At 68.6% G+C, this 13,255-nt stretch carries 12 protein-coding genes; all 12 read left to right on the top strand.

The genetic code is table 11. The features are described from left to right. Window positions 1-444: 444 nt before the first annotated feature. The 12 genes from ABT245_RS25225 to nuoL are packed head-to-tail and all read left to right on the top strand — an operon-like array spanning window position 445 to window position 13,251. Window positions 445-804: an NADH-quinone oxidoreductase subunit A gene (locus tag ABT245_RS25225; RefSeq protein WP_007383963.1), complete on the top strand. Its 360-nt coding sequence runs from the start codon at window positions 445-447 to the stop codon at window positions 802-804. A gap of 13 nt (window positions 805-817) precedes the next feature. Next, a complete protein-coding gene (locus ABT245_RS25220; protein ID WP_018528252.1) occupies window positions 818-1,372 on the top strand; it encodes a NuoB/complex I 20 kDa subunit family protein in 555 nt (184 codons plus the stop codon). Then, entirely contained in the window at window positions 1,369-2,121 is a 753-nt protein-coding gene (locus ABT245_RS25215; protein ID WP_351737214.1) for an NADH-quinone oxidoreductase subunit C, read from the top strand. Before ABT245_RS25220 ends, ABT245_RS25215 begins: the two co-directional genes overlap by 4 nt. Then, on the top strand, window positions 2,118-3,458 hold the full coding sequence (locus ABT245_RS25210; RefSeq protein ID WP_351737212.1) for an NADH-quinone oxidoreductase subunit D: 1,341 nt from the start codon (window positions 2,118-2,120) through the stop codon (window positions 3,456-3,458). The genes ABT245_RS25215 and ABT245_RS25210 overlap by 4 nt, the downstream gene beginning before the upstream one ends. Then, window positions 3,455-4,321, top strand: a complete 867-nt coding sequence (gene nuoE, locus ABT245_RS25205; RefSeq protein ID WP_351737210.1) for an NADH-quinone oxidoreductase subunit NuoE — start codon at window positions 3,455-3,457, stop codon at window positions 4,319-4,321. Before ABT245_RS25210 ends, nuoE begins: the two co-directional genes overlap by 4 nt. After that, complete coding sequence (gene nuoF / locus ABT245_RS25200; RefSeq protein WP_351737208.1) at window positions 4,318-5,667, top strand: NADH-quinone oxidoreductase subunit NuoF; 1,350 nt, start codon at window positions 4,318-4,320, stop codon at window positions 5,665-5,667. The genes nuoE and nuoF overlap by 4 nt, the downstream gene beginning before the upstream one ends. Beyond that, on the top strand, window positions 5,664-8,168 hold the full coding sequence (locus ABT245_RS25195) for an NADH-quinone oxidoreductase subunit G (protein WP_351737206.1): 2,505 nt from the start codon (window positions 5,664-5,666) through the stop codon (window positions 8,166-8,168). The genes nuoF and ABT245_RS25195 overlap by 4 nt, the downstream gene beginning before the upstream one ends. After that, a complete protein-coding gene (gene nuoH / locus ABT245_RS25190) occupies window positions 8,165-9,526 on the top strand; it encodes an NADH-quinone oxidoreductase subunit NuoH (protein WP_351737204.1) in 1,362 nt (453 codons plus the stop codon). The genes ABT245_RS25195 and nuoH overlap by 4 nt, the downstream gene beginning before the upstream one ends. Continuing rightward, window positions 9,519-10,130: an NADH-quinone oxidoreductase subunit NuoI gene (nuoI, locus tag ABT245_RS25185; protein ID WP_351737202.1), complete on the top strand. Its 612-nt coding sequence runs from the start codon at window positions 9,519-9,521 to the stop codon at window positions 10,128-10,130. The genes nuoH and nuoI overlap by 8 nt, the downstream gene beginning before the upstream one ends. After that, window positions 10,127-10,969, top strand: coding sequence for an NADH-quinone oxidoreductase subunit J (locus ABT245_RS25180; RefSeq protein ID WP_351737200.1), 843 nt, complete (start codon window positions 10,127-10,129; stop codon window positions 10,967-10,969). Before nuoI ends, ABT245_RS25180 begins: the two co-directional genes overlap by 4 nt. Next, the gene (gene nuoK / locus ABT245_RS25175; protein ID WP_351737198.1) at window positions 10,966-11,265 is read left to right on the top strand and encodes an NADH-quinone oxidoreductase subunit NuoK; all 300 of its coding nucleotides are present in this window, start codon (window positions 10,966-10,968) and stop codon (window positions 11,263-11,265) included. Before ABT245_RS25180 ends, nuoK begins: the two co-directional genes overlap by 4 nt. A 15-nt stretch (window positions 11,266-11,280) precedes the next feature. Beyond that, entirely contained in the window at window positions 11,281-13,251 is a 1,971-nt protein-coding gene (gene nuoL / locus ABT245_RS25170; protein WP_351737196.1) for an NADH-quinone oxidoreductase subunit L, read from the top strand. The last annotated feature ends 4 nt before the right edge of the window (window positions 13,252-13,255 follow it).

The raw sequence follows: 13,255 nt of genomic DNA, 5'->3' as shown, positions 1-13,255 counted from the left end.
TCGACTTCGTGAACGCGTGCACGCGTCCACACCCCGTCCCGCGCCTCCCTCCGAGGTGTGAACGCGCGCCTCTATCAGGACGCCCGGTCCAGCACCAATTTGCATGCAAGGGAAGTCTCTTGATATTGAGACGCCCCCTCCTGCCTGGGATGACGAGCGAAAATGTCACCTCTGGTGATCGCTCGAACGCTTCGCGTGCGAAGATCACCGCTCATCCGACTTCATGATCCTTCGTCAGGTGGTGGAGATCACAAAGCTCATGCAATACCCCGTGTCGCAGATCACAGAGCGGCGGGCATAAGATGCGAGGCAGTTGGGCTTGTGACCTGCTTCACATGTTCTCGATCTTCGCCCGGGACGAGCGTGGCTCGTGCGACCGGTGGGGCGGATGTGAGCCCGATGCAACCGCCAGCAGTCAGTGCCGACTGAGAGGAGCGAGGAGCGGTGAACGCGTATGCGCCCATCCTCGTACTGGGAGCCCTCGGGGCAGGCTTTGCGATCTTCTCCGTGGTCATGGCCACGCTGATCGGGCCCAAGCGGTACAACCGCGCCAAGCTCGAAGCCTACGAGTGCGGCATCGAGCCGACCCCCACGCCGGCCGGCGGCGGGCGCTTCCCGATCAAGTACTACCTGACGGCGATGCTCTTCATCGTCTTCGACATCGAGATCGTCTTCCTCTACCCCTGGGCCGTCACCTTCGACGCCCTGGGTGTTTTCGGGCTCGTGGAGATGCTGCTCTTCGTGCTCACCGTCTTCGTCGCGTACGCGTACGTATGGCGGCGCGGCGGCCTGGAATGGGACTGAGGGGCCTTAGGACATGGGACTCGAAGAAAAGCTGCCGAGCGGATTCCTGCTGACCACCGTCGAGCAGGCCGCGGGCTGGGTGCGCAAGTCGTCCGTCTTCCCCGCGACGTTCGGCCTCGCCTGCTGCGCCATCGAGATGATGACGACCGGCGCCGGCCGCTACGACCTGGCGCGCTTCGGCATGGAGGTCTTCCGCGGCTCACCGCGCCAGGCGGACCTCATGATCGTCGCGGGCCGGGTCAGCCAGAAGATGGCGCCGGTGCTGCGTCAGGTCTACGACCAGATGCCCAACCCGAAGTGGGTGATCTCCATGGGCGTCTGCGCCTCCTCGGGCGGCATGTTCAACAACTACGCGATCGTCCAGGGCGTCGACCACATCGTCCCCGTCGACATCTATCTCCCCGGCTGCCCGCCCCGGCCCGAGATGCTGATGGACGCGATCCTCAAGCTCCACCAGAAGATCCAGTCCTCCAAGCTGGGCGTGAACGCCGAGGAAGCGGCCCGCGAGGCGGAGGAAGCGGCGCTCAAGGCCCTGCCCACGATCGAGATGAAGGGGCTGCTGCGATGAGCGACGCGAACGGCACCGGCGGCGCGAACGGCGTGAACCCCGAGAAGGACCTCGCCGCCTCCAACCTCCCCGGCCGGCGCGGCGAGGGCGGTGAGGAGATCCGCGTCCAGCGCGGCATGTTCGGCGCCAACAATGGCGGTGACACCTCCGGCTACGGCGGCCTGGTGCGTTCGGTCCGGCTCCCGGGACCGGCCACCCGCCCGTACGGAGGCTGGTTCGACGAGGTCGCCGACGAACTCGAAGGAGCCCTGGAGGAGCAGGGACTCGTCCCGGACAACGCCGTCGAGAAGACGGTCGTCGACCGGGGTGAGCTGACCTTCCACATCGAGCGCGAGTACCTGGTCCGGGTCGCCCGCACCCTGCGCGACGACCCGGCCCTGCGCTTCGAGCTGTGCACCGGCGTCAGCGGCGTCCACTACCCGCACGACAAGGGCCGCGAGCTGCGCGCCGTCTACCACCTGCGCTCGATCACCCACAACCGGCTGATCCGCCTCGAAGTCAGCGCCCCGGACAGCGAGCCGCACATCCCGTCGCTGGTCGCCGTCTATCCGACCAACGACTGGCACGAGCGCGAGACCTATGACTTCTTCGGCATCGTTTTCGACGGTCACCCGGCCCTGACCCGGATCATGATGCCGGACGACTGGCAGGGCCATCCGCAGCGCAAGGACTACCCCCTCGGCGGCATCCCCGTCGAGTACAAGGGCGCCCAGATCCCGGCTCCGGACCAGCGGAGGTCTTACTCGTGAGCACGCAGTCAGCATCCGCGGCGTCGGCGGCGTCGGCGCGCGAGACCACCGAGGGCACCGTATACACGGTCACCGGTGGCGACTGGGACGAGGTCGTCCAGACGGCGGCCCGCGCCGACGACGAACGCATCGTCGTCAACATGGGACCCCAGCACCCCTCCACCCACGGAGTGCTCCGGCTCATCCTGGAGATCGAGGGCGAGACGGTCACCGAGGCCCGCTGCGGCATCGGCTACCTGCACACCGGCATCGAGAAGAACCTCGAATACCGGACATGGACGCAGGGCACCACGTTCGTGACGCGCATGGACTACCTGACGTCCTTCTTCAACGAGACCGCCTACTGCCTCGCCGTCGAGAAGCTCCTCGGCATCGAGGACGACATCACCGAGCGGGCCAAGATCATCCGGGTGCTCCTGATGGAGCTGAACCGGCTGTCCTCCCACCTGGTGTGCATCGCCACCGGCGGCATGGAGCTGGGCGCCACCACGATCATGATCTACGGCTTCCGTGACCGCGAATTGATCCTCGACATCTACGAGCTCATCACGGGTCTGAGGATGAACCACGCGTACATCCGGCCCGGCGGACTCGCCCAGGACCTGCCGCCCGGCGCGGTGGACCAGATCCGCGAGTTCGTGAAGAAGATGAAGAAGAACCTCCCGGAGTACGACAAGCTCGCCACCGGGAACCCCATCTTCAAGGGCCGCATGCAGGACATCGGCTACCTCGACCTGGCCGGCTGTATGGCCCTCGGCGCCACCGGCCCGATCCTGCGCTCCACCGGTCTGCCGCACGATCTGCGCAAGGCGCAGCCGTACTGCGACTACGAGACGTACGAATTCGACGTCCCGACCGCTGACAGCTGCGACGCCTACGGGCGCTTCCTGGTCCGCCTGGAGGAGATGCGCCAGTCGCTCAGGATCGTGGAGCAGTGCCTGGACCGGCTCCAGCCGGGACCGGTCATGGTCGCCGACAAGAAGATCGCCTGGCCCGCCCAGCTCGCCCTGGGACCGGACGGGCTCGGCAACTCCCTCGACCACATCAAGAAGATCATGGGCACCTCCATGGAGGCCCTGATCCACCACTTCAAGCTCGTCACAGAGGGCTTCCGCGTCCCGCCGGGACAGGCGTACGCGGCGGTCGAGTCGCCCAAGGGCGAACTCGGGGTGCACGCCGTCTCCGACGGCGGCACCCGCCCCTTCCGGGTCCACTTCCGGGACCCGTCCTTCACCAACCTGCAAGCCATGGCGGCGATGTGCGAGGGCGGCCAGGTCGCCGACGTGATCGTCGCCGTCGCGTCCATCGACCCCGTGATGGGAGGCGTCGACCGGTGACCACCTCTTCTTCCGAGCGGGGCGTCAGCCTGGGCATGCCCGAACTGCCCGCGCCCGCGTACCCGGACGACGTACGGGCCCGGCTGGAGGCCGACGCGCGCGAGATCATCGCGCGCTACCCCGACTCCCGCTCCGCCCTGCTGCCGCTGCTGCACCTCGTGCAGTCGGAGGAGGGCCATGTCACCCGCACCGGGATGCAGTTCTGCGCGGACACGCTGAAGCTGACCACTGCCGAGGTCGCCGCGGTCGCCACCTTCTACACCATGTACCGGCGCAGGCCGTCCGGTGACTACCAGGTGGGCGTGTGCACCAACACGCTGTGCGCGGTGATGGGCGGCGACGCGATCTTCGAGACGCTCCAGGAGCACCTGGGCGTCGGCAACGGCGAGACCACCGATGACGGCAAGGTCACCCTGGAGCACATCGAGTGCAACGCGGCCTGCGACTTCGCGCCGGTCGTGATGGTCAACTGGGAGTTCTTCGACGACCAGACGCCGGCGAGCGCCAAGCGCCTGGTCGACGATCTGCGCGCGGACCGGCCCGTGCAGCCCACGCGCGGGGCCCGGCTGTGCACCTTCAAGGAGACCGCGCGGATTCTGGCCGGCTTCCCCGACGAGCGGCCCGGGGCCGTCGAGGAGGGCGGCAGTGCGGGACCCGCGTCGCTGGTGGGCCTTCGCCTGGCAAGGGGAGAGGCCGCACCCGCGCGCGTGATCCATCCGCGCGGCGGTCCGCAGGAGGTGCCGCAGGACACGGTGCACGAGCCGTCGCCGGCCGAACACCTCAGTTCCCATGACGCGCCGCAGGAGACATCGGCATCCGACCCGGCCCACCCGGCAGGGCCTACCGCCGAGGAGGGGGAGTGATGACCGTGGCAGCCGAACTCAAGGACCACAGCCCCGAGAAGCTGCTCGCACCCGTGCTGTCGGCCTTCTGGGACGAGGACAGGTCCTGGACGCTGGACGTGTACCGAAGGCACGAGGGATACGAGGGGCTGCGTACGGCGCTCGCCATGTCGCCGGACGACCTGATCGCGTACGTCAAGGACTCCGGTCTGCGCGGACGCGGCGGCGCGGGGTTCCCGACGGGAATGAAATGGCAGTTCATTCCCCAGGGTGATGGAAAACCGCACTATCTAGTTGTCAACGCCGACGAATCGGAGCCAGGGACGTGCAAGGACATCCCGCTCCTCTTCGCGAACCCGCATAGCCTCATCGAGGGCATTGTCATCGCGTGTTATGCCATCAGGTCGTCGCATGCCTTCATCTATCTGCGTGGTGAAGTCGTCCCCGTTCTGCGGCGGTTGCACGAGGCCGTGCGCGAGGCCTACGCGGCCGGCTACCTCGGCGAGAACATCCTGGGCAGCGGACTCGACCTCCAACTCACCGTGCACGCCGGCGCCGGCGCGTACATCTGCGGTGAGGAGACCGCGCTGCTCGACTCGCTCGAAGGCCGCCGCGGCCAACCGCGGCTGCGTCCCCCTTTCCCTGCTGTCGAAGGGCTCTATGCCTGCCCGACTGTGGTGAACAACGTCGAATCGATCGCGTCGGTTCCCGCCATCCTGAAAAACGGCAAGGAATGGTTCAGGTCGATGGGCAGCGAGAAGTCCCCCGGCTTCACGCTCTACTCGCTCAGCGGCCACGTCGCGAGCCCCGGCCAGTACGAGGCGCCGCTCGGCATCACCCTGCGCCAGCTCCTGGAGATGAGCGGCGGGATGCGCCCCGGCCACCGCCTCAAGTTCTGGACGCCGGGCGGCTCCTCGACGCCGATGTTCACCGACGAGCACCTCGACGTCCCCCTTGATTACGAAGGAGTGGGCGCCGCGGGTTCCATGCTCGGCACCAAGGCCCTGCAGTGCTTCGACGAGACGACCTGCGTCGTGCGCGCGGTGACCCGCTGGACCGAGTTCTACGCCCACGAGTCCTGCGGCAAGTGCACCCCCTGCCGCGAAGGAACGTACTGGCTCGTGCAGTTGCTGCGGGACATCGAGGCCGGCAAGGGTGCCATGACCGACCTCGACAAGCTCGCCGACATCGCCGACAACATCAACGGCAAGTCCTTCTGCGCCCTCGGCGACGGCGCCGCCTCGCCGATCTTCTCCTCGCTCAAGTACTTCCGCGAGGAGTACGAGCAGCACATCACGGGCCGGGGTTGCCCCTTCGACCCGGCCAAGTCGACGGCCTGGGCCGACCGCCCGGAGGTGAACGCATGACCGTGACCACCAGCGCTCCCTCAGGCGGGGGAGAAGCCGCGGTCCCGCCGGAAGACCTCGTCACGCTGACGATCGACGGCGTCGAGATCAGCGTGCCCAAGGGCACCCTGGTCATCCGGGCCGCCGAGCAACTCGGCATCGAGATCCCCCGCTTCTGCGACCATCCCCTCCTCGACCCGGTCGGCGCCTGCCGGCAGTGCATCGTGGAGGTCGAGGGCCAGCGCAAGCCCATGGCGTCCTGCACGATCACCTGCACCGACGGGATGGTGGTGAAGACCCATCTGACCTCGCAGGTCGCCGAGAAGGCCCAGCACGGCGTGATGGAGCTGCTGCTGATCAACCACCCGCTGGACTGCCCGGTCTGCGACAAGGGCGGCGAGTGCCCGCTGCAGAACCAGGCGATGTCGCACGGCAACGCCGAGTCCCGTTTCGAGGGGCGCAAGCGGACCTACGAGAAGCCCGTCGCCATCTCCACGCAGGTGCTGCTCGACCGTGAACGGTGCGTGCTGTGCGCCCGCTGCACCCGGTTCTCCAACCAGATCGCGGGCGACCCGATGATCGAGCTGGTCGAGCGGGGCGCGCTGCAGCAGGTCGGCACCGGCGAGGGCGACCCCTTCGAGTCGTACTTCTCCGGGAACACCATCCAGATCTGCCCGGTCGGCGCGCTCACGTCGGCGGCCTACCGGTTCCGCTCCCGCCCGTTCGACCTGGTGTCCTCGCCGTCCGTGTGCGAGCACTGCTCCGGCGGCTGCGCGACGCGCACCGACCACCGGCGCGGCAAGGTCATGCGACGGCTCGCCGCACTCGACCCCGAGGTCAACGAGGAGTGGATCTGCGACAAGGGGCGGTTCGCCTTCCGGTACGCCCAGGTGAAGGACCGGCTCGACACCCCGTTGGTGCGCAACGCGGAGGGCGAGCTGGAGCCGGCGTCCTGGCCGGACGCCCTGCAGGTCGCCGCCCAGGGGCTGCTGGCGTCGCGCGGCAGGACCGGTGTCCTCACCGGCGGCCGGCTGACCGTCGAGGACGCGTACGCCTACAGCAAGTTCGCGCGCGTGGCGCTCGACACCAACGACATCGACTTCCGCGCGCGCGTACACAGCGGCGAGGAGGCCGACTTCCTGGCCTCCCGGGTCGCCGGCCGCGGCCGTGACCTGGACGGTACGGGTGTCACGTACGCCTCTTTGGAGAAGGCGCCCGCCGTCCTGCTGGCCGGGTTCGAGTCGGAGGAGGAGGCGCCCGGCGTCTTCCTGCGGCTGCGCAAGGCCTGGCGCAAGCACAAGCAACAGGTGTTTTCGCTGGCCACACACGCCACCCGGGGCCTGGAGAAGGCCGGCGGCACGCTGCTGGCCGCGGCTCCGGGCACCGAGACCGAATGGCTGGACGCTCTCGCCAGCGGCTTCGGCCTGGAAGGGGCAGGGATCAAGGCGGCCGAGGCGCTGCGCACCGAGGGCGCGGTGATCGTCGTCGGTGAGCGGCTGGCCGGGGTGGCCGGCGGTCTCACCGCCGCCGTGCGGGTCGCGTCCGCGACCGGCGCCCGGCTGGTGTGGATTCCGCGCCGGGCCGGGGAGCGCGGGGCGATCGAGGCGGGCGCGCTGCCGGCGCTGCTGCCCGGCGGCCGGCCGGCGACCGACCCGCGCGCGCGTGAGGAGGTCGCGGCGGCCTGGGGCCTGTCCGAACTCCCGCACCGCTACGGCCGCGACACCGGCGAGATCGTGGCCGCCGCCGAGAGCGGCGAACTGCAGGCGCTGCTCGTCGCAGGCGTGGAGATCGCCGACCTGCCCGATCCGGCACGCGCGCGTGCGGCGCTGTCCGAGGTCGGCTTCGTGGTGTCGCTGGAGCTGCGGCCCAGCGAGGTCAGCGAGCATGCCGACGTCGTGCTCCCGGTCGCCGCGGTCGCCGAGAAGGCCGGCACCTTCCTCAACTGGGAGGGCCGGGTCCGCTTCTTCGAGGCAGCGCTCAAGCCCGACCAGATGACCCGGCGGCTGCCGCCGACCGACGGGCGCGTCCTGCATATGCTGGCCGACGCCATGGACGTCCACCTGGGCCTGCCGGACCTGCGCACCACGCGCGCGGAACTGGACCGGCTCGGCGGCTGGGACGGACCGCGGGCCTCCGAGCCGCTGGAGACGGCCTTCACGCCGCCGCGTCCGGCCGCCGGCGAGGCACTGCTCGCCGGGCACCGGCTGTTGCTCGACCAGGGTGTCCTGCAGCAGGGAGACGAGGCGCTGGCCGGAACCCGGCACGCGGCACGCGCGCGCGTGTCGGCCGCGACGGCGGCCGAGGCGGGCGTCGCGGACGGCGACGTCCTCACCGTGACCGGCCCCGCCGGGTCGGTCGGACTCCGCCTCCAGGTCACCGAGATGCCCGACCGGGTGGTGTGGCTCCCGCTGAACTCCGTGGGCGGCGGCGTCGCCTCCGACACCGGGGCCCGGCCCGGTTCCCTCGTCCGCATCGGCCCGGCGACGCCCGCCGACCAGGCCCCCAAGGAGGTGGAGGCATGAGCCCGTACCTCGCCGCTGAAGACCTCTCGATGTTCGGCACGGACCCCTGGTGGCTGGTCGTCGTCAAGGCGGTGTTCTGCTTCGCCTTCCTGATGGTGACCGTGCTGTTCTCCATCGTGTGGGAACGCAAGGTCGTCGCCTGGATGCAGCTGCGCATCGGCCCCAACCGGCACGGCCCCTGGGGCATGCTCCAGTCGCTCGCCGACGGCATGAAGCTGATGCTCAAGGAGGACGTCGTCGTCCGACGCGCGGACAAAGTGGTCTACGTCCTCGCGCCGATCGTCGCCGCCATCCCGGCGTTCATGGCGATCGCGGTGATCCCCTTCGGCCCGGCCGGCAACGAGGTCTCGATCTTCGGCCACCGCACCACGATGCAGCTCACCGATCTGCCGATCGCGATGCTGTACATCCTCGCGGTCGCCTCGGTCGGCATCTACGGCATCGTCCTCGCCGGCTGGAGTTCGGGATCGACCTACCCGCTCCTCGGCGGCCTGCGCTCCTGCGCGCAGATGATCTCCTACGAGATCGCCATGGGCGCCGCGTTCGCCTCGGTGTTCCTCTACTCGGGGTCGATGTCGACATCGACGATCGTCGAACGGCAGCACGACCAGTGGTACATCCTGCTGCTGCCGGTCTCCTTCATCCTCTACATCGTCACGATGGTCGGCGAGACCAACCGCGCCCCCTTCGACATGCCGGAGTCCGAGGGCGACCTGGTGGGCGGCTTCAACACCGAGTACTCGTCGATCAAGTTCGCGATGTTCATGCTCGCCGAGTACGTGAACATGGTGACGGTCTCGGCGGTGGCGACCACGCTCTTCCTCGGCGGCTGGCGGGCTCCGTGGCCGGTCAGCACGTTCTGGGAGGGCGCGAACCACGGCTGGTGGCCGATGCTCTGGTTCGTCATCAAGGTGCAGTTGCTGCTGTTCTTCTTCATCTGGCTGCGCGGCACGCTCCCGCGCGTCCGCTACGACCAGCTGATGAAGCTCGGCTGGAAGGTCCTCATCCCGGTCTCCGTGGTGTGGCTGATGCTCGTCGCCTCCGTGCGGGCCCTGCGGAACGAGAACTACAACTTCGCCGACATCGCCCTCTATGTGGGCGGTGGCGTGCTCACCCTGCTGCTTCTGTCCTTCGTCGTCGACATGTTCATGGAGAAGTCGAAGGCGGCCGAGCGGCCGACCGGGGAACCGGGATTCGACCCGATGGCGGGCGGATTCCCGGTACCGCCGCTGCCCGGACAGGAGCTGCCGCCGGTGCCGCGGCGCCGCCCGCGCCGCGACCGGGAGCTGATTGTCAGTGGTGGGTCGGACACTGTCAGTGACGGATCTTCGGATGGAAAGGAGGCGTCCGATGGCTGAGGAGCCCAAGGAGGCCGGGCACACGTCGCCCGGTTTCCAGAACCCCGTGGCCGGCTTCGGCGTGACCTTCAAGGCCATGTTCAAGAAGCGGCTGACCGAGCAGTACCCGGAACAGAAGAAGACCACGGCCCCGCGGTTCCACGGACGGCACCAGCTCAACCGCCATCCGGACGGCCTGGAGAAGTGCATCGGCTGCGAGCTGTGCGCCTGGGCCTGCCCCGCCGACGCCATCTACGTGGAGGGCGCCGACAACACCGACGAGGAGCGCTACTCGCCGGGCGAGCGGTACGGCCGCGTCTACCAGATCAACTACGCCCGCTGCATCCTGTGCGGCCTGTGCATCGAGGCGTGCCCCACGCGGGCGCTCACGATGACCAACGAGTTCGAGCTGGCCGACTCCAGCCGGGCCAACCTCATCTACACCAAGGAGCAACTGCTCGCCGGTCTCGACGAGGGCATGGTCGACACACCGCACGCGATCTTCCCGGGCATGGACGAGCAGGACTACTACCGGGGGCTCGTCACCGAGGCCGCGCCGGGCACGGTGCGGCAGGTCGCCGTCTCCAAGGGCGAGAAGCCCGAGGAGGAGGGGGTGGAGGCATGACCGCGCCACTCGCCGCGTACACCACCTCCACCGGGGAGGCATTCCAGCTCTGGGTGCTCGGCACCATCGCCGTGCTCGGCGCCCTGGGCACCGTCTTCATGAAGAGGGCCGTGCACAGCGCGCTCTGCCTCGCCGGAACCATGATCGTCCTGGCGGTGTTCTACCTCGCCAACGGCGCCTACTTCCTGGGCATCGTGCAGATCGTCGTCTACACCGGCGCGATCATGATGCTGTTCCTGTTCGTGGTGATGCTCGTCGGCGTGACCGCGGCGGACTCCCTGAAGGAGACCATCAAGGGGCAGCGCTGGCTGGCCCTCCTGTGCGGGCTCGGCTTCGGCGTCCTGCTGTTCGCGGGCATCGCGAACGCCTCCCTGAAGGAGTTCAACGGCACCGGCCGGGCGAACGCGAACGGCAATGTGGAGGGCCTCGCCTCCCTCATCTTCACCAAGTACGTCTTCGCCTTCGAGATCACCGGCGCGCTGCTCATCACGGCCGCCGTCGGCGCCATGGTGCTCACCCACCGGGAGCGCACCGAGCGTGCCAAGACCCAGCGGGAGCTGGCCGAGCAGCGGGTGCGTGAGGGAGTGCACCTGCCGCCGCTGCCGGCCCCCGGTGTCTACGCCCGGCACAACGCGGTGGACATCGCGGGTCTGCTGCCCGACGGCACCCCGTCCGAGCTGACGGTCAACAAGACGCTGCGTGAGCGCGGCCAGATCCGTGACGTGTCGACGGAGGCGCTCAACGACCTGCGTGCCCTCGAACAGCGCGCGGAGGAACGGCTGGAACGCACCGAGATCGAGCCGTCGATCTCCAAGCGGCCCGAGGAGGCGTCGAAGTGAATCCCGTCAACTACCTCTATCTGGCCGCCCTGTTGTTCACGATCGGCGCCACGGGCGTACTCATCAGGCGCAACGCGATCGTCGTGTTCATGTGTATCGAGCTGATGCTCAACGCGTGCAACCTGACGCTCGTCACCTTCTCCCGGATGCACGGCAATCTCGACGGCCAGATCATCGCCTTCTTCACGATGGTCGTCGCCGCCGCGGAGGTCGTGGTCGGGCTCGCGATCATCGTGTCGCTGTTCCGTACCCGCCACTCGGCCTCGGTCGACGACGCCAGCCTGATGAAGCTGTAAGGGGCGCTGGACCGTATGAACGCAGAGAACCTGATTGCGCTGCTGATCGCGGCGCCCCTGCTCGGAGCAGCCGTCCTGTTGGTCGGCGGCCGGCGCCTGGACGCCGTCGGCCACTGGGTCGGCACGCTCCTGTCGGCGGCCTCCTTCGTGATCGGCGTGATCCTCTTCGCCGACCTGCTCGGCAAGGACGCCGAACACCGCACCCTCACCCAGCACCTGTTCAGCTGGATCCCGGTCGAGGGCTTCCAGGCCGATGTGGCCTTCCGTCTCGACCAGTTGTCGATGACGTTCGTCCTGCTGATCACCGGTGTCGGCTCGCTGATCCATCTGTACTCGGTCGGGTACATGGAGCACGACGAGCGGCGCCGCCGCTTCTTCGGCTATCTGAACCTGTTCCTCGCGGCGATGCTGCTGCTCGTCCTCGCCGACAACTACCTGCTGCTGTACGTCGGCTGGGAGGGCGTCGGTCTCGCCTCCTATCTGCTGATCGGCTTCTGGCAGCACAAGCCCAGCGCGGCGACCGCGGCGAAGAAGGCCTTCCTCGTCAACCGCGTCGGCGACATGGGCCTGTCGATCGCGATCATGCTGATGTTCACCACCTTCGGCACCTTCGCCTTCGGCCCGCTGCTCGGCACCCACACCGAACCCGGTCTCGCGGGCGGCGCCACCGAGGGCAAGCTCACCGCGATCGCCCTGATGCTGCTGCTCGCCGCGTGCGGCAAGTCCGCCCAGGTGCCGCTGCAGTCCTGGCTCGGGGACGCCATGGAGGGCCCGACCCCGGTCTCGGCCCTCATCCACGCGGCGACCATGGTGACCGCCGGCGTGTATCTGATCGTCCGCTCGGCGGCGATCTTCAACGCCGCGCCGGACGCCCAACTCGTCGTGACCATCGTCGGCGCGGTCACGCTGCTGTTCGGTGCGATCGTCGGTTGCGCGAAAGACGACATCAAGAAGGCGCTGGCCGGTTCGACGATGTCGCAGATCGGCTACATGGTGCTGGCGGCGGGCCTCGGCCCGATCGGCTACGTCTTCGCGATCATGCACCTGGTGACGCACGGCTTCTTCAAGGCCGGGCTGTTCCTCGGTGCCGGTTCGGTCATGCACGGCATGAACGACGAGGTCGACATGAGGAAGTACGGCGGCCTGCGGAAGTACATGCCGGTCACCTTCGTCACCTTCGGCCTCGGCTATCTCGCCATCATCGGCTTCCCGGGTCTGTCCGGCTTCTTCTCCAAGGACAAGATCATCGAGGCGGCCTTCGCCAAGGGCGGCACCGAGGGCTGGATCCTCGGCGGCGCGGCCCTGCTCGGCGCGGCCATCACCGCGTACTACATGACCCGCGTGATGCTGATGACGTTCTTCGGAGAAGAGCGCTGGCGGCACGCCAGGACGGCCTCCCCGGCGGAGCCCAGCGTGGAACCCGCCGCCGAGCATCGCGGCGAACACGCCGAACCGCACCCGCACGAATCACCCAGGGTCATGACGATCCCGATGATCGTGCTGGCCGTCGGCTCGGTCTTCGGCGGTGCGCTCTTCAGCGTCGGCGACCGGTTCCTGCACTGGCTGGAGCCGGTCACCGGCCACTCGCACGGCGATTCACCGGTCAGCGCCCTCACCGTCACCCTCTCCACGATGGTGGTGCTGGTGATCGGCGTCGCGATCGCCTACGCGCAGTACGGCCGCCGCCCGGTCCCGGCCCTCGCCCCGCGCGGCTCGCTGCTCACCCGGGCCGCCCGGCGCGATCTGCTCCAGGACGACTTCAACCACGTCGTGCTGGTCCGCGGCGGAGAGCATCTGACGCGCTCCCTGGTGTACGTCGACCACACCCTGGTCGACGGGGTCGTCAACGGCACCGCGGCCGGATTCGGAGGCCTCTCCGGGCGGCTGCGCCGACTGCAGAACGGCTTCGCGCGCAGTTACGCGGTCTCGATGTTCGGCGGTGCGGCACTCCTGGTCGCCGCGACCCTGCTGATGAGGGCGGTCTGATACC

This window comes from Streptomyces sp. NPDC001508 (assembly GCF_040298665.1).
GTDB lineage: Bacteria > Actinomycetota > Actinomycetes > Streptomycetales > Streptomycetaceae > Streptomyces.
The sequence above is the reverse complement of the archived record's forward strand: the minus strand, read 5'-3'. Positions and strand labels throughout refer to the sequence as shown.

Coding starts and splice junctions, on each gene's coding strand:
- nuoL (WP_351737196.1), top strand. CDS start 11,281: ATGAACGCAGAGAACCTGATTGCGCTGCTGATCGCGGCGCCCCTGCTC.
- ABT245_RS25220 (WP_018528252.1), top strand. CDS start 818: ATGGGACTCGAAGAAAAGCTGCCGAGCGGATTCCTGCTGACCACCGTC.
- nuoI (WP_351737202.1), top strand. CDS start 9,519: ATGGCTGAGGAGCCCAAGGAGGCCGGGCACACGTCGCCCGGTTTCCAG.
- ABT245_RS25215 (WP_351737214.1), top strand. CDS start 1,369: ATGAGCGACGCGAACGGCACCGGCGGCGCGAACGGCGTGAACCCCGAG.
- ABT245_RS25195 (WP_351737206.1), top strand. CDS start 5,664: ATGACCGTGACCACCAGCGCTCCCTCAGGCGGGGGAGAAGCCGCGGTC.
- nuoH (WP_351737204.1), top strand. CDS start 8,165: ATGAGCCCGTACCTCGCCGCTGAAGACCTCTCGATGTTCGGCACGGAC.
- ABT245_RS25180 (WP_351737200.1), top strand. CDS start 10,127: ATGACCGCGCCACTCGCCGCGTACACCACCTCCACCGGGGAGGCATTC.